General features: G+C 64.6%; 18 protein-coding genes. 15 read left to right on the top strand and 3 right to left on the bottom strand.

The window, feature by feature from the left end:
* Positions 1-38: 38 nt before the first annotated feature.
* Entirely contained in the window at positions 39-1,307 is a 1,269-nt protein-coding gene (locus AAHS21_RS12660) for an ATP-binding protein (protein ID WP_342928018.1), read from the bottom strand.
* A 231-nt stretch (positions 1,308-1,538) separates the two neighbouring features.
* On the opposite strand from AAHS21_RS12660, the gene AAHS21_RS12655 reads away from it, so the two are divergent.
* The 4 genes from AAHS21_RS12655 to AAHS21_RS12640 all read left to right on the top strand — a co-directional run bounded on the left by AAHS21_RS12655 (position 1,539) and on the right by AAHS21_RS12640 (position 5,347).
* Positions 1,539-1,745 carry a hypothetical protein gene (locus AAHS21_RS12655; protein WP_342928017.1) on the top strand — a complete coding sequence of 69 codons (207 nt, stop codon included), beginning with the start codon at positions 1,539-1,541 and terminating at the stop codon, positions 1,743-1,745.
* Positions 1,746-1,879: 134 nt separating this feature from the next.
* A complete protein-coding gene (locus tag AAHS21_RS12650; RefSeq protein WP_342928215.1) occupies positions 1,880-2,368 on the top strand; it encodes a hypothetical protein in 489 nt (162 codons plus the stop codon).
* Positions 2,369-2,547: 179 nt separating this feature from the next.
* Positions 2,548-3,663: a phosphate ABC transporter substrate-binding protein PstS gene (gene pstS / locus AAHS21_RS12645; protein ID WP_342928016.1), complete on the top strand. Its 1,116-nt coding sequence runs from the start codon at positions 2,548-2,550 to the stop codon at positions 3,661-3,663.
* A 370-nt stretch (positions 3,664-4,033) separates the two neighbouring features.
* Positions 4,034-5,347 carry an NtaA/DmoA family FMN-dependent monooxygenase gene (locus AAHS21_RS12640; protein WP_342928015.1) on the top strand — a complete coding sequence of 438 codons (1,314 nt, stop codon included), beginning with the start codon at positions 4,034-4,036 and terminating at the stop codon, positions 5,345-5,347.
* Between the two features lie 8 nt (positions 5,348-5,355).
* Here AAHS21_RS12640 and AAHS21_RS12635 read toward each other — a convergent pair whose 3' ends face one another.
* Entirely contained in the window at positions 5,356-6,282 is a 927-nt protein-coding gene (locus AAHS21_RS12635) for a class I SAM-dependent methyltransferase (RefSeq protein ID WP_342928014.1), read from the bottom strand.
* A 458-nt stretch (positions 6,283-6,740) separates the two neighbouring features.
* On the opposite strand from AAHS21_RS12635, the gene AAHS21_RS12630 reads away from it, so the two are divergent.
* Positions 6,741-7,391: an HAD-IA family hydrolase gene (locus tag AAHS21_RS12630; RefSeq protein ID WP_342928013.1), complete on the top strand. Its 651-nt coding sequence runs from the start codon at positions 6,741-6,743 to the stop codon at positions 7,389-7,391.
* A gap of 12 nt (positions 7,392-7,403) precedes the next feature.
* Here the strand turns inward: AAHS21_RS12630 and AAHS21_RS12625 are convergent, their stop codons facing one another.
* Entirely contained in the window at positions 7,404-7,877 is a 474-nt protein-coding gene (locus AAHS21_RS12625; protein ID WP_342928012.1) for a hypothetical protein, read from the bottom strand.
* Positions 7,878-8,187: 310 nt separating this feature from the next.
* Here AAHS21_RS12625 and AAHS21_RS12620 point away from each other — a divergent pair, with 310 nt between their 5' ends.
* The 10 genes from AAHS21_RS12620 (at position 8,188) to AAHS21_RS12575 (ending at position 17,817) form a co-directional block, all read left to right on the top strand.
* Positions 8,188-9,114 (top strand): TPM domain-containing protein, encoded by a 927-nt coding sequence (locus AAHS21_RS12620; RefSeq protein ID WP_342928011.1) that lies wholly within the window; start codon positions 8,188-8,190, stop codon positions 9,112-9,114.
* A 68-nt stretch (positions 9,115-9,182) separates the two neighbouring features.
* Complete coding sequence (locus AAHS21_RS12615) at positions 9,183-10,895, top strand: serine/threonine-protein kinase PknH/PknJ (RefSeq protein ID WP_342928010.1); 1,713 nt, start codon at positions 9,183-9,185, stop codon at positions 10,893-10,895.
* 19 nt (positions 10,896-10,914) lie between these two features.
* Entirely contained in the window at positions 10,915-11,406 is a 492-nt protein-coding gene (locus tag AAHS21_RS12610; protein ID WP_342928009.1) for a nuclear transport factor 2 family protein, read from the top strand.
* Positions 11,407-11,456: 50 nt separating this feature from the next.
* Positions 11,457-12,680: a hypothetical protein gene (locus AAHS21_RS12605; RefSeq protein ID WP_342928008.1), complete on the top strand. Its 1,224-nt coding sequence runs from the start codon at positions 11,457-11,459 to the stop codon at positions 12,678-12,680.
* Positions 12,681-12,855: 175 nt separating this feature from the next.
* Positions 12,856-13,857 carry a MoxR family ATPase gene (locus AAHS21_RS12600; RefSeq protein ID WP_342928007.1) on the top strand — a complete coding sequence of 334 codons (1,002 nt, stop codon included), beginning with the start codon at positions 12,856-12,858 and terminating at the stop codon, positions 13,855-13,857.
* A gap of 17 nt (positions 13,858-13,874) precedes the next feature.
* The gene (locus AAHS21_RS12595; protein WP_342928006.1) at positions 13,875-14,741 is read left to right on the top strand and encodes a DUF58 domain-containing protein; all 867 of its coding nucleotides are present in this window, start codon (positions 13,875-13,877) and stop codon (positions 14,739-14,741) included.
* The gene (locus AAHS21_RS12590) at positions 14,731-15,204 is read left to right on the top strand and encodes a hypothetical protein (RefSeq protein ID WP_342928005.1); all 474 of its coding nucleotides are present in this window, start codon (positions 14,731-14,733) and stop codon (positions 15,202-15,204) included. The genes AAHS21_RS12595 and AAHS21_RS12590 overlap by 11 nt, the downstream gene beginning before the upstream one ends.
* Positions 15,195-16,172, top strand: coding sequence for a hypothetical protein (locus AAHS21_RS12585; RefSeq protein ID WP_342928004.1), 978 nt, complete (start codon positions 15,195-15,197; stop codon positions 16,170-16,172). Before AAHS21_RS12590 ends, AAHS21_RS12585 begins: the two co-directional genes overlap by 10 nt.
* Complete coding sequence (locus tag AAHS21_RS12580) at positions 16,169-17,092, top strand: VWA domain-containing protein (protein ID WP_342928003.1); 924 nt, start codon at positions 16,169-16,171, stop codon at positions 17,090-17,092. Before AAHS21_RS12585 ends, AAHS21_RS12580 begins: the two co-directional genes overlap by 4 nt.
* On the top strand, positions 17,089-17,817 hold the full coding sequence (locus AAHS21_RS12575; protein ID WP_342928002.1) for a hypothetical protein: 729 nt from the start codon (positions 17,089-17,091) through the stop codon (positions 17,815-17,817). Before AAHS21_RS12580 ends, AAHS21_RS12575 begins: the two co-directional genes overlap by 4 nt.
* Positions 17,818-17,821 lie beyond the last annotated feature (4 nt).

The following is a 17,821-nucleotide window of genomic DNA, read 5'->3' as shown; positions in this document are numbered from 1 at the left end:
CTACAAAGGGTTGAGTTGCCCTTACGCAATTAAGCCGATCACGCTGCCGTGAGATGCCTTGTCGTCCGTAGGGGTATGGAGATGGCGAGTTCGGTTCCGGGGGATGTCGAGCGCACGTCGAACTGTCCACCGGAGGCAAGCACCCGAGCGCGCATCGAGGTCATCCCGATGTGACCCTCGTCGGCCTTTCGCGCCATGGCCGCCTCCGAGATGCCCACTCCGTCGTCGGCGACACGCAGCGAGGCTAACCCGTCCCAGTGTTGTAACTCGATCCGAACGTTATGTGCCCGTGCATGTTTGATGACATTGTTCGACGCCTCACGCGCAGCGTTGTACAGCACGTCATCGGCCTCGGTGCGCAGATCGTCGGGCCAACTCGACGCGTCGAAATCGACGGTGAGCCCTGCCCGGGAACCGAGACTTTCCGCGAGGGCGGCCAGGGCTGATTTCAATCCCATCCGCACGAGAACGTCTGGGTGCAGTTCCCGGACCACATCCCGCAGCAGGCCGGAACATTCGGCGAGCGCGGATGCCACCCGGTCCGCGGCGTCAACCGAACCTTCGCGCACATCCTCGATGTCTTGGCGCGCAACCAGGATGTACTGCAGGGCGCCATCGTGCAGACGTTCTGAGATTGCCTGGCGCTCATGCCTTTCCACTTCGAGCAACTCTTCCAGCAGCTGGCGCCGTTGCCGCGCCAAGTCCGCGATCATGTCCACTCTGGACCGCTGGATGAACGACAACACAACCGATCCGCCGGCCAGCGCGGCCAAGACGAATGAACTCAGCAGGATCGACGCCCATGGCTCCTGGTTGGCCGACCTGGTGATCCAGCACGTCAGAACGAATACCGACAGAGTCGGAATCGCCACCGCCGCACTGATTTTGGGATCCAGTTGTGCAGCCGCGATCAACGGAATCAGGAAGAAGCCATTCCTCATTACGTCCGATGTCCAGTCCTGCGGGGACGTTACGCCGGCGAGTATCGACAGGACAGAGACCATCGTGACGTCGGCGGTCAGCATCAGCAGGGGTACCACCGTCCTGGTGGATGTTGTCGTGGGCGCCCGACGTCGCAGCGCCCATGCAGTCCAACATCCGAGGGCGACCACGTACACCACCGGGATGGACACACAGACCCACTCGTAATGATCCGGCGGCTCCAGCAACAACGTCGCGACGACCAAGATGATCAGCACCGAGCGCAGCCCAAATTGCAGCAGAGTGCCTAGCCACACCGTCCGCCCGATGTCCGGGACAACCTGTTGCGCGCGCAGATCGACCACACGCTGCTGATCTCCGGGCATCTGCGGCTCCTGTCGTCTCGCGATGGCGAGATCATAACCGCCGATTACCGGCAAAAATGGACTCCGCGGCAAACGGATTCGGTGCCGGCCTAGGCCCCGGCTCGGGGTGAGCCGGAAGGCTAAGGTCGCGGGGCAGCGGGCGCAGGCGCAGTTCCACGCATGCAATCCTGAAACTCAGGACTAGCCGGCGCGAAGTCGAAGCCGCAGTTGCACTCATGAGCTTGCTGCGGGTTGCCAAGCGAATCGCAATACGGGGTGCCGGCCGAAGCCGGAGATGCCGTCCACACAATACCGGCGGCCACGGCCGCCGATGCGGCGCCGAGGGTGGCCATCAATACTCTCGTCTTCATGCTGGAATTCCTTTTCGTCGAAGACGACGGTATGGCCGCCCCGGGTTCCAGCGGTGACAACATCTGTCGCACCGCGCTAGCCGAATAGTAGGGTCCGCAAGGCCTGCCCGCGATTCGAAAGCGTGCCGGCAGCGGTTCCCGAAAGCGCGATATCGTCTGCTGGTGGCTATACCTCCACCCATCAGCGCAGCGCTTGCGACATTGCTGGCGACGACGGCGTGCATGACAGCGCCCGTCGGCAACGCCGACCCGACGACCCAGCAGTCGCCGTTCCCGACCGGCAAGTCCGGCACGACCATCCATGTCACGGAGTACAGCACCGCGACCGCCGACGTCACGCTCAACAACGCGACCTGGGTCTCGTCGGGCTGCACCAGCCTCGCTGGGGGAGGCTGCAACGTCATCGAGCTCACCATCGTCGGTAAGTCCGACGCACCCTTCAGCTACAGCGAAAGGTCCATCACCGCCGCCGCTACGCCGTGGCGGCAAGACCCCTACCGGGACATCCAGGGTGGCTCGTCCGTGGTCGATTACCAGACGATCGGCAAGACCCCACCGCTGCGCTCAGGCACCGTCACCAACGGCCAAACCGCCCACGGATTCATCGCTTACGACAGCAATGTGAAACAGGGCGATTTTTATGTCGAGTTCAACGACCCCAACGCTCCGGCGGCACCGACCCCATTGGCTGGCTGGAAGGTGCACACCTAACGCGTATCGGTGAAAGTGTTGACGCACATACACATTGGCTCCCGCCGGTTCGCGCCACACCATACTTCAAGAGACCAATTACCTCGTTTCTGCCACCCAAGCCCGAACCAAGGCGATAATGTTCGCTGGCTCGGTGGGATCGCAGCCAGTTGCGCACCGGGGAAGCAGGGGGAGGATGGATGAAGTTTCGTGTGCTTATTGCCGCGTCGGTAATGCTGCTCGCGGCGGCATGCGGTTCGAACTCGACAGGCGGTTCAGGCGGCACCGGGGCCACCTCCGGCAATCTCGCCACCGCGCCCCCCACCTCGGACGTGACCTTGTCGGAGACCGGTTCCAACAATCTCTACCCGCTGATGAGCTCGTGGGCCGGGATCTTTCACTCGAGATATCCCAACGTCACGATCAATACCCAGAGCGCGCTGTCCGGCGTCGGGATCGCCCAAGCGGCTGCGGGCGCAGTCAACATCGGCGCCTCGGATGCCTACTTGTCCGACGCTGACATCGCCGCGCACCAGGGCCTGATGAACATCGCGATGGCGGTTTCCTCGGTGCACGTGCACTACAACCTGCCCGGTGTGACCGGGCACCTCAAGCTCAACGGCAAAGTACTGGCAGCCATGTACCAGGGAACAATCAAATCCTGGGATGATCCACAGATCGTCGCGATCAACCCTGAGGTAGAACTGCCGGCCATCCCAGTAGTCCCGTTACACCGCTCCGACGGTCAAAGCAGCGACACATTGCTTTTCACCCAGTACTTGGCCAAGCAAGACCCCGACGGCTGGGGTAAGTCGCCGGGATCCGGCACCACCGTCAGCTTTCCCGCGGTGCCGAACGCCGTAGGCGCCGCGGGCCAATCAGGCGTGTTGGGTGGATGCGTAAAGTCTCCTGGCTGCGTGGCCTACATCGGCACCCGGTACTACGACGACGCTATGGAGAAGGGCCTCGGCGACGCCCAATTGGGCAATGCCTCAGGAAATTTCGTGCTGGCCAACGCTCAAAGCGTTGACACCGCGGCGTCGGGCTTCATCTCGCAGACCCCGGCCAACCAGGCGATTTCACTGGTCAATGGACCGGTGTCGGACGGATACCCAATTGTCGGTTACGAATACGCGGTGGTCTACAGCAAGCAGAAGGATGCCGCCGTCGCGCAGACGATCCGGGCCTTCCTGCACTGGGCGGTAACCGCGGGGAGTTCCCCCAGGTACCTGCGCAGGCCGCACCTCTACGCTCAGCCGCTGCCCGGTGCCGTGGCGAAGCTGTCTGACGCCCAGATCGCGACCATCAGCAGCTAGCTGAGGGGCCCCGACGAGGCCGCGCCGGCCGAGTGGCGCGGACCAATGCCCGAGGTTTTGCGTGACTTTCAATTCGCGCGAGCCTTCCTCGCGGCTCACCCCGCGGGCGTAACCCGAAATAGCCTGCGGACGAACGCATTCCATCGCCGGCGGCTGACCGATAGTCGACCACGGGTCGGTCTTTGCATAGCTGCGCGACGCCCGCGGAATCGTCATCCGCTCGAGTAACGGTCACGAGGACCTGCGGTCAAGAATTCATCTTCGAAATGTGCGGAGTCGATGTAGCAGGACTAATTCAACCCCACGCCACGTTGCCTCATCAGAGTGCCTGGGGCTGGGCGGGCATTCACCCGCACGAAGGAGTCGACTCATGAGCACGGGGCCTTTGCACTTCAACGCCTTCATCTGGCCGAACGGCTATCACGAGGCAGCGTGGCGCGTCGTCGACGGCGATGTACGCAATGTCCTGGGCCTGTCCTATTACACGGATATCGCGCGCATCGCGGAACGCGGATTGATGGACTCGATCTTTTTGGCCGACAACATCGCCATCGCCGAATATCGCGCCACGTACCTGCCTCAGACGCAGTTCGACCCGATTGCGGTGCTCTCGGCGCAGGCGGCGGTCACCGACCGCATCGGGCTGATCGGGACGGGCTCGACGACCTACAGCAAGCCGTGGGAGCTGGCCCGCCGATTCGCGACGCTGGATCATCTCAGTGGGGGCCGCGCCGGCTGGAACGTCGTCACCACCGTCACGCCCCTTGCCGCAGCTGCGTTCGGCGAGCGGTTCCACCCGGAGCACGCCGACCGCTATGCGCAGGCCCACGAATTCGTCGACGCTGTCACCCACGTATGGGACAGCTGGGAGGACGACGCGGTCATCGGTGACCGCGAACGCGGCGTATGGGCAGACCGCGCCAAGTTGCATGCGCCGCGCTTCCACGGCAAGTACTACGACGTCGAGGGCGTCCAGCCGTTTCCGCGCAGCCCGCAGGGACACCCGGTACTCGTCCAAGCGGGACAATCCGCCGCCGGCGTCGGGCTTGCCGCGCGATACGCCGAGGTGGTCTTCTCCGGGCCCCCCTCACTGGAGGCAGCGGTGGCTTTCCGGGCCAACCTGCATCAGCAGGCCGCGGCCATCGGCCGAAAGCCCGATCAGATTCTGGTGCTACCCGCGTTGATGATCACCCTCGGCGGCACCGAGGCCGAAGCGCGGGCGCGGGCACAGCGCCTCGAAGACCTGGAGAATCCGGAATTCCGTTGGCAGAACACGCTTTACACGGCCGGGCTGGACCCGGACGGTTTCGACCCCGATGCTCCGCTGCCCGCCGATCTTTGGACCGAGAGGTCGGCACCATCAAGCGGCGCCGAGCACCTCTTTGCGGCCTCGCGTGCGCGGCCCGAGGCCTCCTTGCGGGAGATCACCAAGGAGATGACCGGCGGGCTGGCACGGCAGACGCATTTCGTCGGCACCCCCGAGCAGCTGGCTGATCACGTGATCGCATGGCAGGAGGCGGGCGCGGTCGACGGCTTCACGATTATGGGATCGACACTGCCGCATGAGCTCACGACGTTCGTCGACCATGTCGTGCCCACCCTGCAGCGCCGGGGGCGATTCCGTACCGAGTACGCCGGTTCCACCTTGCGCGATCATCTTGGGCTCGAACGCCCGGCCAAGTAGCCTCGTCCTTAGCCTTCTTCGCGATCAACGACGAAGCGAACCTGGCAGCATTTGTGAATGTTGCCAGGGCGGAAGCCCACAATTTCCGTTTCTACGGTACGGAAGCCAAGGCTGCTGAATATCGAATGCCATTCGCTGACCGTCTTGAACTGAAAGCCAAAATTCATATCGACAAGGCCCTGCGCAACAGCATTTCCGAAGAAATCAATGAGCATGAGAGTCCGGAATTGATCGCGGTCATTCAATTTGTTGAATTCAGTGAATTCGGCTTGTTTCTTCAGGGCTCCCAGCCGCGCTGGGCGGACGGCGTAGGTATCTTCTTCGATAATCAACCGCCGCGAAACACGCCGCAGATTCATCAGCAGCGGAAGCAGATCCGGCTCATCAACGTGATGGAGAACCGTTTTGACAATCGCGCTGTCGAACGAATCGTCCGGGTAGGGGACGTCGACGGGTGACGCCATCTGCCGAAAAGGTAGGACAGCAGCATCCTCGCCGCGGTAGTCCATGACGTCTGTGGTGTAGCAGTCAAAGCCGGCACGTCCGATCAGTGTCGCCAAATGACCTCGGCCACAGCCGAAGTCGAGCACTGCATTGCCCTTGATGGCGTCCGCGAGGTTGTTGAAATCCTGTATCGGCTTACGCAGTGACTTGTACCTCGAGTAGCCCTCGCTGAACCACGACCCGGATCCTTCGGATGTGAAGAACTGCTCATGCACCTCTGTGCATACTTGGTATAAATCATGCCCGTCGCTGGCTGCGAGCAGATACTTCCACGCGTTCTCCAGTAGGGTGCTCACCTCGCTGACGTGGCCAGGGAAGTGAGATTTGTAACTTTTTTCGAACAGTGACGTCGTGAAGTCGAGCGCCGCCGTTCCATGCTGCAAAGTCTCGTGGATCAACTCGTATTGAGCTCGTTTGGTGGCTGTTGGCACCAAGAAGTCCTTTCGTCGCCCACGCTGCAAATGCCTGACGCTGCGTCGTTGGTAGCGCCAGGCAGAGGGCCAAGTGGTTGATTAAACGTATGATATCAGGACAATGCAAATTGAACGTATTAGGATAAAGGTAGTTAAATTTCCTTTGATTCGCCTTTACAAAAGCGAGTAACTCGCGTATTAGCAACGACGACCGACCTCGCGACGCGGTGCGGCCCGTCCGCCTCAACGCCGTGTCGAAGAACCCGTTTGACGTGCGAGTTTCTGCGCGGGACGGTCGATTGATGCCTTCTGGACATTGCCGGTCGCCATCGTCGACGGCAAATCCCAGACCGCCGCACCGCCCGTCGAACCTCGGGTCGCCGGATCCGAGGCGGAGTGAATGACCGCTAACCGCGCCTGTTTCCTAGGACACACCCTCGGCTGTGCGGGCGCTACCCGCATTAGGGTTGCAGTCGATGGCGGTTCTGCACGGCAAGCGAGTCTTGTTCGATATCGATGGCACCTTGGTTGACTCAACCGCCACGGTCGAACGCTCGTGGGGCACCTGGGCCGATGAATACGGCGTTGACTATGACGAGGTACTCAAGGTCTGTCACGGCAGGCGAACCGAAGACACTGTCGCGCAATTCGTCGCGCCAGCGCAGCGGGCCGCCGCGACAGCCCGGCTACTCGCGCTGCAAGAATCCGCTGATCTCGATGGTGTTTTGGCGCTACCGGGAGCGCATCGGTTGCTCGATGCCCTACCCCCTGGTCATTGGGCGGCGGTGACGTCTGGGCCGCGTTCGTTGATGGCTGCTCGATTGGCGGCCGCGCGGCTCCCAGCCCCGATGTTGCTGATCGGCGCGGAGGATGTGTCGTTCGGCAAGCCCGATCCCGAGAGCTACCTCAAGGCGGCCGCGGCGCTGGGCTTCGAGGCACGTGAGTGTCTGGTGGTGGAGGACGCGCCCGCGGGCGTCGGTGCCGGCAGAGCCGCGGGGGCGCAAGTGCTAGCCGTCACGACGACTCATCACGCGGCCGAATTGGTGGACGCCGACGTCGTGGTAACCGATCTATCCTGCGTCCGCGTCGACGTCACTGACAGTGGTGTCGCCTTAGTGGTCGCCTGAGACGCCTCCCGCTCAGGCTGGGCGCGGCCAGAATCGGTACGCCACCAGCATCGGCACGATCAGCCAGGGCAGGTTGAGTGGCAGGTACGTCGCGAGGTGTGGGGGACTGTCAGGTCCGAGAAATGTCTGCATGAAGTAGAAGTACATGTTCATCACGGCGCTGACGGCGTAGGCCATCGCCAGTGCGCCCAGCCATGGCCAGGATTTGAGCTTCCAGACACCGATGGTCAGCACAACGAGCAGCGGAAGTTGAACGAATCCGTCGTACAACAGTGAGGCCTTTAAGGCGGGCGGCATGACGAGGTGCTGCGGTTCTTGCTCGACAGCCCAGGTATGTAAGGCACGCAAAGGTGGCCACGGGCTGTCAGAGGCGACGGGAACTCCGAGGGCTTCCGGCAAACTCAGCAAGGCGGCGTTGATGATGCCGAGCACGAAGGCTGGAAGCAGGAGGTAGTCCAGCCGACGCCGGACAAGGTCGCGCTGCATCTGCTCATCTTGCATCACGGCCGCGAGGTTTCGAGTCTCAATCAGGAGTCAAGCAGTCTTTCAAGAGGTTTGGGGTGCGTGGTATCGGCGCGCTGCACAGGGCGATCCTGCCCGGGTGAACACCTGCCTCGGGACGCTTATCCGCGTGCCGGGCGTTAAGGTCGGCTGCCGGAATTCATGAGCTGTAAATGGTTGCTGGCCACAGTGATTGGGATAATCCTTCAACGACAACGGTGCCATGGCCAGGTGTGCTCCCCTGCTTAGGGGCATGATCTGGGGCTGTCGGCCGGCGGCGGGCTAGATTACCCGTATGCGAATCGTTCGCCTGGTCGGAGTAGTTCTGACGACCCTGCTGGTAGCCCTGCTGCTGACAACGCCCGCCGGCGCGCAACCGCCGACCAAGCTCACCGATCACATCAGCGACAACACCCAGGTGTTGACGGATTCCGATCGGGCGACGATCGGCTCGGCGATCGACCGGCTCTATCAAGATCAGCACGTCCAACTGTGGGTGGTCTTCGTCGACAACTTCTCGAGGTATAAACCCGAGAACTGGGCCGACAAAACCCGCACCGCCAGCGGGATGGACGATCACGACGCGTTGCTGGCAGTGGCCACCAATACCAAGGCGTATGCGTTCTCGGTGCCGGGGAAGGTGCGGGGTCTCACTGCTGCGGACTTGAATAGTCTGCGCAGCAACAAGATTGAACCGGCAGTGAGCGCTAAAGACTGGAGCGGTGCCGCGATCGCTGCCGCCGCTGGGTTGGACCTGTCGGCACCGGCGACCCAACCGCCGGCACCGAATAAAGCGCCCGGCCCATCGAACCGGATCTGGCTGTGGATCGCGATCGTCGTCGTCGTGGTCGTCGTCGTGGTGGTTCTTCTGTTCTATCGCGCCCGGCGTCGGCGCGTCGCACGGCCGGTCGACCATCGCGACGGGCAACGCGTCGAGTCGTTGGTGCAGGCATTGCCCATCGCGGAGGCCCGATTGCGCCAAATCGCCGACTACGTCGCCAAGCATCGCGACAACGTCGGTGCCGAGGCCCAGAGCCGATTGGAAGAGGCGAAGCGGCATTTGGCGGCCGCACGCGGCAAGGAAGCGAGCAACGAGGCCGAGGCAATAGCGCATGCCAACGGGGCATCGACGCTGGCCGCGCAGGCGCAAACGTTGGCAAATGCCGACGTGCTCGCGGCGCACCGCGCACCACGACGCCGGGGCAGCACATCGGCACGATGAGCGTGGGGATAGCTGAGCGTCGGCCGGTTCTGACCCGAATGAGGGCCGCCGGACCGTAGGGTTGATGGGTGCTGGCAAACGGGTCCCTGGTCTGCGGTTACCGCATCCAGGCGGTGCTGGGCAGCGGGGGCATGGGAACTGTGTACTTGGCCGCCGACCCGGCATTGCCTCGCCAAGTCGCGCTCAAAGTGTTGTCCGCCGAGCTGTCGCGCGATCGGGATTTCCGGGCTCGTTTCATCCGCGAGGCCGACACCGCGGCCGCCCTGGCACATCCCCAGATCGTGTCGGTCTACACCCGTGGACAAACAGACGAAGGCCAGCTGTGGATCGCGATGCAGTTCGTGGACGGCACGGACGCCGAGGCCGCGCTGTGCGACGGAACCATGACCCCGCACCGCGCGGTACACATCGTCACGCAGGTCGCCCAGGCGCTCGATTTCGCCCACGCCAACCACGTCATTCACCGTGATGTCAAACCGGGCAACTTCATGCTGTCCGGCCCCGTCGGCCCGAACGAGCGAGTTCTGCTGGGCGACTTCGGGATTGCTCGCGCACTCGACGACGTGGGGCTGACCGCCACCGGGGCGGTGGTGGCCACCGTCGGCTATGCCGCACCAGAGGTGCTGTCCAATGGGCGCATCGACGGACGGGTCGACATCTATTCACTGGGCTGCACGCTGTATCGGTTGCTTACCGGCAACACGCCTTTCGCGGCAACCAACGGGGCCGCGTCGGTGATGATGGCCCACTTGTTCCAACCGCCGCCGCGAGCCACCGATGCGGTGCCGTCGCTTCCTCGCGCCCTCGACCACGTGATCGCGGTAGCGATGGCAAAAGATCCCGCCGCACGGTTCCCGACGGCGAGCGCCCTCGCCGACGCCGCCGTGTCGGCGCTGCACGATCGCAACCGCTATGCGCCGCTGCCGCCGATACCCAGTGGCGCCGTCCACTCCTACCCGCACACGTCGCAGCCGCCGACCGTGTCCGCGTGGCCGGGCTCCCCGCCACCCCGACCGTTCCCGCCACCCGGCCCGGCTCCTAAGCGTCGGCGCGGTCTGATCGCCGCGGCGCTGGCCGGGGCGGTGCTGGTGTTGGCCGCCACGGTCACCGTGCTGGTTTGGCCCGACGCCGCGGGACCACGCGCCGATGCCCGCCAGGGCTCCGGGTCCCTCGGTGCACCAACGCCGCCTCCCGGGCCGCCGGCCACCAACGTTGCACCCGCCCAATTGCGCGCCATTTTGCTGTCCGCCGCACAGCTCCCGGTCACGGCCAATGGCGATCCATTGGTTCTGGAGCAAGACAGCGCCGGCCTGCTCGACGACTCCGCGGCGGTCGATAACCAGCAATGCCTGGGCGGGTGGGCGCCCGCGCAGCAGAGCGTCTACGGGCAGCAGGGTTACACGGGCGTGGCCGTGCAAACGTTGCGCGGCATGAACGAACAGGCCTGGCAAGACAGCGTCACCCAAGCGGTGATCGCCTTCCCCGGCGACAAGGCCGTCTCCGCCCTCACTGCTCAGGAGGGGCAGTGGTCCTTGTGCGGCGGAAAATCCATCACCGTGACCGAAGCGGGCACGCCCGCCAAAACCTGGGACTTCGGCCAGCCGCGGACCACCGCCGGTGTGCTGACTCTGGCGGCGACGCTTCCCGGCGGCGGATCGTGCGACCACGGAATGATGGTGCGCGGCAACGTCTTAATCGACATTCGCCAATGCCGTGCCGCGGGCGGGGCCGACATCGCCGCGTTGGTCAGCGCCACCGCCAACAAAGTGCCACGGCAATGAGGCAACGAGGGGGAGATCGATGAGTAGTTTCGCGCCGGTCATTGCGCGCCTGTGGGCCGCCGGTGTCGCCGCTGCGCTGGCGACTTCGTGTACCACGGTGACCGGCGGCTCGGCGCTGCCCCAGAAGACGGGTATCCCGGCATCGCCGACCGTCGCCGCCCCGTCCGGTCGCCCGGCGCCACCAGCCCCCTCGGCCAGCCCTTCGGCCGAGGATCAGATCCGCGAGACCCTGATGGCGTTTCAGGACGCGTACAACACCCAAAACTGGGACGCCTACCTGCAATTGATGTGCACCGCGATGAGGAACCAATTTAGCGGCACTGCAATGAATTACGTCAAGAAGGGCCGCGCCCAAAACGGCGTCACCACGATCAAGAACATCACCAACATCGCGATCACGGGCAACACCGCCGATGCCACGTTCGAGGGTCAGAACGAAACCTTGGGCACTCGCACCGTCAGCTTGCCGTTGAAACTCGAAGACGGATGGAAGATCTGCAAGACGTCGTGACCAGTCACTCAAGGCCTAAACGAAGACTGCCGCAACCAAACCCGAGCGTTGTGAGCGTGCTGCTCGCGCTGGTGCTGGCGGGCTGCAGCCACACCACCGGCGGAGCGGCCGCCCCCGCGCCGGTGTCGAGTTCATCCTCCACGGCGCCGGTGAACGCGTCGATGCTTGACCCTGGGGGCTATCCGGTCACGCCGCAGCCGCCGCTGGGCAATGCCGGCTCCGACCACGCGGGGCGACTGGTCGAGGGCCGTCGGATGGCGGCTTACGTCGTCGGTCCCTGGGAAGTCGATCCCACGCTGGTCGGCCTGAGCTCTTCCGGTCCGGCTGTGATCGCCGAATCCAAGGGGCTGACACGCGCGGTGTGGGCGCCCATCGGCGGCGGCGCGTACAACTTATCGCTGGTGGTCGGCTTCGTTACCGAGCGGCAAAGCCCGGGCCCCAATCCGCAGATGGCGCTGCGCAATTCCGTGCTGCGATTCGCCAGCCCCGCGGAGGCCGCGCAGGCGGCGCAGAACATGACCACGGCGGCCAGGCATATGCCCCGAGATCCCACCGCCACCCCGATCGTGACCGAGCCAGAAAGCCCGCTGCCCATTCCAGGGCATCCCGACGCCAACGGCACGGTGCTGACGTTCCAGGAGGGCGCCCAAACTGTTCGCGAACTGACGGCGCTTACCGCGCGTGGTCCCTATGTACTCGCTCAGGTGGTGCGGTGTGCGGCCGGCCCGGACTGCGAAGCCCAGCTCGCCGGGCGCACACTGGATCGTCAGGTTCCGCTCATCGACTCCTTTGTGCCAACCGAAGCCGTCGAATTTCCCACGCTGGCACTGGATCCTACGGGCCTCGTCGCGCGCACCTTACCGCCGCCGGACGACCAGACCACCTCGATGTCCGGGGCCGCCTACCCGCCGGCGGGCGCGCTGCACCTCGAAGACGACCCGGTGCAGACCGGGCCGCTGCTTTCCGCGGCCGGTGTCGACTTCGTTTCGGTGAACCTGACCACCGTCTACCAAACGAAAGACCCCTCGGCCGCGCAGACACTCGCCCAGGCTTACAGCGATCTCGCTGTTAAAACCCCTGCTGCGCAAGCGGCTTCATCAGTTCCGGGTCTTCCGAACAGTCACTGCACGCGAGTCGCCGGATCCAACGGTCTGGTGCCCCGCTACTGGTGTCTGGCCGCGGCGGGCCGCTACACGATCAAAACTGTTGCCCGCCAACTCGACAACGTGCAGCAGGAGATGGCCGCCCAGTATCGCATCCTGACGGCGAGTTGATGCAACGAGCAGTGAAACTATGTCGCGTCGGATTATCGCCGCGGGTGCGGTGCTCGCGTGTAGCGTCGCCGGGGTTCGTGATGCCGGCGCCGACCCCGGCGTCGCGGTTCCTGCGGCGAAATCCACGGGCGGGTCGACGTGTGGAAATTCAGTGGCCGGGTATTCCGTCGTGCGTATGAGCACAGCACGGACGCAACCGGATCAGGGCGAACTCGACAGCGTGCGGGGGGTCATAGGCGCCATCTCCGAGGCGGTCACCGCCAAGATCGTCGGGCAGCAAGAACTCAGGGAGTCACTGCTGATCGGCCTGCTTGCGGGCGGCCACATCCTGCTCGAAAGCGTGCCGGGCCTGGCTAAAACCACGGCGGCGAAGGTCCTCGCCGAGTCGGTTCACGGCCGCTTCCACCGCATCCAGTGCACGCCCGACCTGCTACCCAGCGACATCATCGGCACGCAGATCTACGATTCGGCGACCAACTCGTTCGTCACCCGGCTGGGTCCGGTGCACGCCAACATCCTGCTGCTCGACGAGATCAACCGGTCAAGTGCGAAGACCCAGAGCGCGATGCTGGAGGCGATGGAGGAGCGACAGACCACGATCGCCGGGCAGGAGCACCCGATTGCGGATCCGTTCCTCGTCATCGCCACCCAGAACCCCGTCGACCAGGAAGGCACGTATCCGCTCTCGGAGGCACAGACCGACCGCTTTCTGCTCAAGGAGATAGTGCGCTACCCCTCCCCGGAGGAGGAGGTGGAAGTGATGTCGCGAATCGACGCCGGCATCTACGACAAGGAGCATCCCACCCGGCCGGTGGTCAGCCTCGAAGACGTGCTGCGCCTGCAGGACGTGGTGCGTCACGTCCACATGGATCGTGCACTGATGCTCTATGCCAGTCGACTGGTCGACGCGACCCGTCACCCAACGCGGGCGTTGCCCAAGCAGATCGCGAGGCTGGTCGACTACGGTGCCAGCCCACGCGCCACGATCGCGTTCTGCAAGGCGGCCCGGGCGCAGGCGGTGCTATCCGGGCGTGCGCACGTGCTGCCCGAGGACATCGCGAAGCTCGCCCACCGGGTGCTGCGGCACCGACTCATCCTCGGCTTTGAAGCGGCCAGCGCCGATATCACCCCCGAGGTCGTCGTGGACGCCGCGCTGCGGGCCGTCCGGGTCCCCTGAGGTGGCAGACGGTCGTCGTGGGTAAGCATCTCAACCGGGCGAAGGCCCACTTCGGCACCGACACCCGCGGCTTGCTCGAAGGTGGCCGCTACACGCTGTTGCACACCCGCAGTATGGAATTCGACGACCTTCGCCCCTACGTTCCCGGTGACGACGTCCGCGATATCGATTGGAAGGCGTCGGCGCGGTCGGGCAGCGTGCTCATCAAACGGTTCGTGTCCGAAAAGCACCACAAGATCCTGCTCGTCGCCGACGCCGGTCGCAATATGTCGGCGCTCGCCCCGAGTGGGGAATGCAAGCGCGACGTAGCCGCGCACATCATGGGCTCGGTGGGGTTGATCGGCCTACGGCGCTCCGATCAGATCGGCCTGGTCTACGGCGACCGTCGCGGCTGCGTCCACATCGCTCAGCGGCGCGGCGAGCCGCACGTCGAGGGACTACTGCATCGCTGGTACCAGCACACCACGACCAAACCCGGACCCAGCTATATCTGCGGCCAACTCGAGTACGCCGCAACGCATTACCGGCACAGCATGCTGATCATCGTGGTGTCCGACGAACCCGACATCGATGACCGGCTCAGCACGGTGCTCACTCGACTACGCGCACGCCACGACATCATGTGGGCAATGGTCTCGGACATGCCCGCGGTCGGGCCCGACGACACGGACGGGTATGACGTCGCCACCGGTCGCTTCGTTCTGAACGGAGCCGACCTGGGCCCGCGGGTCGTCGCTGCTTACCGCCGAGCCGAGCGGGTTCGCCGCGCCCGTCTCGGTGCGTTTCTGACCGGACATGCGATTCCGCACGCAACCGTCGGCGCTAGCACTGACATCCGGCGCGAACTCGTCGGCCTGACCGAGGTAGCCGCTCGTGCCGGATGATCTGCTGCGTCACGTGTTCGGACCGCAGCCGTACTCGGCGTGGTGGCTGGTATGGTCCGTCCTGTTGGTTCTCGCCGTAACCGCTTGGTATGCAGGTCTTTTCGTGTGGACTTTGCCGTCGCATCGGTTGCGACGCATCCCCTTCGTGCGGCGGGTGCACTCCCGGATCATCCGCAACCGGTTCGCGCGGGGGGTACAGCGTGTCGCCGCCGAGTACGACGCGGGCCGAACGTCGGCTGCGCAGGCGGGTGCGGCCATCGGCCGGACGGTACGCAGTTTCTTGCATCAGGCGACTGGTGAGCGCGCTCAGTACCTCCATATCGACGCGGTAGCCGACGGGCGTCTGGCCGCGGCCACGCCCTTGCTGGCCCGGCTCGGAGACGCGCAATTCAACGCCGAGACGCGAGTTCACATCGGCGAGGTGAGTGCCTCGGCGCAGGAGTTGATCCGCTCGTGGACCTGAAGTGGTGGCCGGTAGCGGCCATTGGATCGTCTTGCCTCCTGGCAGCCGTGGCGCTGGCGGCGTTGCTGCCCATGACCGCTGCCCGCAGACAGCTACGACCGTTGGCCAATATCGCCCGGCTGACCCGGCTGCCGGAGTACGCGAGAGTGGCCCGGCTCCGTTCACTGTCGACGATCGTGAAACTGGTGGTGCTCGCGGTCATGTTCAGCGCCGCGATGTGGGCCGCCGCCCGACCAAGCAAGGCCGGCAATGATTTTGACGCAATGCACCCCGAGTACATCATGTTGTGCGTCGCGCAGCCGGTCACCGATCCTGCGACGACTGAACTACTCGACTACTTCGCGCGGCAGACCACCGCTTCACCACCGGCCCAGCGCATCGGCCTGACATCGGTGAACCGGCGTCTGGTGCCGTTGACGCGCGATCACCAATACGCGGCCGGTCAGTTCAGCGGATACGTCGGTGCCCATCAGGGGCAGTTGACGTCGTTCTCCGCTCCGGTACCCTACACGGACTATGCCCCTAGCGTGAATGATGTTATCGCGCTGTGTCTCTCCGGCTTCCCCGCTAACGAGCAGCAAGACTCCCATCGGCGCTCGGTGATTTATCTTGGGCCCTCGCAGCTTCGCGCGGCGGGGGAGTCGCGTGCCTCGCTGTTCACCGACAACTCCGTGCGAGAACTGGCCAAACGTACGAACGCTCAGGTCAATGTGGTCGACATGGCCCGGTCGCCTGCCAGCGGCGCGCTGGCTGCGCTCGCGCAGCAGACCGAGGGCTCGTACATCAGGGCCGGAGCGAAACCAGTCACCCCGGCACTCAACGAGATTCGCACGCACACTCCAGCGGCACGTCGCGCGGACGGCACCATCGTGACAGCGGATTTCCATGATGCGCCGGTGGTACCGCTGGCGATCGCCTTGTTGTCGGCAGCGGTGCTCTCGGTGGCCCTGCTGGTATTGCGCCGATGACGTATCAACCCGTGCTGCCCTGGCCGATCCTCGCGGTCGTAGCAGCCGCGCTTGCCCTGGCCCGGCTGGTGGCGCTTTGGCGGGTGCTGCAGTCGGCGGGGAGCCGGCGTCTGCGTGTGGTGCTGCGTTGGAGCGGCGTGACCCTGGCGGTGCTGCTGCTTATTGCGGCAACCACCCGTCCAACGATCCGTGACGACCACAATCGCACTGGGACAACCGCCGCAGCCGGAGCGAATCTCAACGTATTCCTCGTCGTCGATCGGTCGGCCGCCTCGGGCATCGAGGACTACGGCATCGACACTGCGCGCATCGCCGGGATACGCGACGACATCACGGAACTGATCAAGCAGTACCCGGCGGCACGGTACGCACTCGTCAGCTTCACTTCGAAGGCATCGCTGAATTGGCCTCTGTCCGAAGATGTCTGGAGCCTATGTCCGACCATCTCGGCCCTCGGCGCCGCCCAGGACGGTGCCGACGTCGACGCCGCCGCACCGGGCAACGTCCTGCGATACCAGCTGACGCAGGCGCTGCAACAGTATCCGGGTTCGCGCAACGTAGTGCTGTACTTCGGTTCCGGTGCGCCGGGATCGCGTGCGAGGCAGGGCGACCTCAACCTCACGCCGGGGTCGGTAAATGGCGGAGCGGTGCTGAGCTACGGGCGCACCGATGCGATCGACGAAACCGAGTTGCGGCAAATCGCAGGACAACTCGAGGTGCGATACCTACATCGGGACCCGGATCAGCCCTTCCGGCTCGATCTCCCCGATGCAGCGCGCGGTTTTGACCTCGGTGTCGAACGGGTTGAGCTGTACTGGCTGCCTGCGTTGCTTGCGGTGGGACTGCTGCTGGCCGAAATCTACCTTTCGGTACGCGAGTTCCGGCGCGGCCGTATTGCCCGACGAGACTTGGCATCATGATGCACAGGCCGACAAGGCTGCGACTACGACGACGGCTGCTGATCTACTCGTCCCCGCTGACCGTCGCAGCGCTATTGGTGATTGTCAAGCTGATTTCGGTTGTGGTAGCCGGTAATTCGGCCGCGACATCGTTTGACCACGGTGACGCAAGAGCGGTCCAAGCTGACGCAGAGGTCCTCGGCACCGCCAATGTGGTCGAACCGGCGAAGGCTTGGTTCGCCGCCGGGGCGGCCGCCGTTCTCGACGGCCGGCTCGACGACGCTGACTTTCACTTCTCGGCTGCCCTTGCCCGCACCGATGCATCCGGTTCTTGTCCCGTGCGAGTCAACCTCGAGCTGGTTCGCGAAACCCGGGGCGATCAGGCCGCGGCGGCGGGGGATCGAGCCCATGCTGACGAACGCTATCGAAGCGCACTGGCCGTCGTCGAGGCCGCGCCGCATGACTGTTTCTCGGGCAACAACGACTCGGACCCGCAACGGCGGGCCATTCGGCAGGACACCGCGAATCGGCTGACGCGCAAGCTCAACGCCTCGCCGCCCACCGTGCGACCGCCCCCGCCGCCACCACCCCCGGTGGCGTCTCCCGCGCCACCGCCGCCGGCGCTGGCCACCGTCACACCCGATGACCGCGAGATACCGCCGCGTCGGCTCCACCCCACCGACGGCGATCCGTTCGACAAGTTGCAGCAGGTACTGCAGGACGCGGCGGCCACCGCAGGACCGTAGCGTC

The sequence above is a fragment of the Mycobacterium sp. 050272 genome (assembly GCF_039023525.1).
In the GTDB taxonomy this organism is placed as follows: domain Bacteria; phylum Actinomycetota; class Actinomycetes; order Mycobacteriales; family Mycobacteriaceae; genus Mycobacterium.
Note: the sequence above shows the minus strand (reverse complement) of the source record. Positions and strands in the feature narration are given on the sequence as shown.